The 1172-nt window shown below is 45.1% G+C and carries 1 pseudogene; it reads right to left on the bottom strand.

Going from position 1 to position 1172, the window contains the following annotated elements:
• Nucleotides 1-169: 169 nt before the first annotated feature.
• A pseudogene (locus tag HCUR_RS00640) lies at nucleotides 170-935 on the bottom strand (IS5 family transposase).
• Between the last annotated feature and the right edge of the window lie 237 nt (nucleotides 936-1172).

The raw sequence follows: 1172 nt of genomic DNA, 5'->3' as shown, positions 1-1172 counted from the left end.
AGGGCAGCTTTGTTAGGGAAAACAGGATTGGGGGTACTAAAAGTTACACAGAGAAGACGTTTCTACACAGTGTTCAATTAACGCGCTATTCTTTGAACTGTTCTATAGTTAGTGGGCTATATACCACAAAAAACAGCTAGTTTTGTAGGGATCTACCTAGATAGTGTCGTTACGAGATATTGAGCCAAAGGGCAAGACTGCGTATTTGGGCGGCTGCAAGAAAGGAGGAGCTGTTTTTGGCGTATCGCGTGGCGATGCCTCTCCATCGCTTAAGATGCAAGAAGGCATTTTCAACACGATGTCTGATCTTGTACAAGTCTTGGTCATAGAAGCGCTGTTCTTTTCCCTTCTTTTTTGCAGGAATCACCGCTTGAATGGTTTGACCGTTTGCCATGTCTAATACAGCATCTGAATCATCGCCTTTGTCGGCTAAAAGACCTTGGGCGTTTATGCCCTCAATAAAAGCCTCAGCCTATGTACAATCAGCTGTGCTATCTTCTGTAACAAGGATTCGCACTGGCATACCAGGCGCATCTACGGCTATATGTATTTTGGAATTGAGCCCCCTTTTGTTCGTCCTATGGCTTGGTTTCCACCACGTGCTCCTGCTGCATGAGGGGGTACTTTGATAGGGCTTGCATCAAATCATGAGCCACTCAAAATCAGGCTCCATCACAAGTGATTCTAACACCCCTTGCCAAACGCCTTTGTCCCACCATCTGCAAAAGCGTCGATGCGTGTTTTTTCAGTGGCCATAAGTCAGGAGGTAAATCTCTCCAGGGTGCGCCAGTGCGCAATATCCAAAAGACGGCGTTGATAAAAAGCCTATTATCAGGGGCGATACCTCCCCAGGAACCTTTTCGCCCAGGCAATCGCGGCTCTAAAAGACTCCATATGCGATCTGGCATATCATGGCGTCGGTGAGCGCCTATCATAAAAACCTTTCATTGATTCATTCTATATCTCATGCCAGTATAGATTGATTCTCGTGACGACACACTCTAGGTGTTTGATCCCAGAGAGTTGTGGTATATATTATGAAGATAATAATGCATGGAGAAAAAGCTTATGGGACAAGCATTACACGCAAATGCCAGAACAACGGAGGCAATCCGTAGAGAGATCCGTGATAGTAAAGAGAGCATAGAAAAAGCGGCTAAAAGATTTAATAT

This window comes from Holospora curviuscula (assembly GCF_002930195.1).
Taxonomy (GTDB): Bacteria; Pseudomonadota; Alphaproteobacteria; order Holosporales; family Holosporaceae; genus Holospora; species Holospora curviuscula.
The sequence above is the reverse complement of the archived record's forward strand: the minus strand, read 5'-3'. Positions and strand labels throughout refer to the sequence as shown.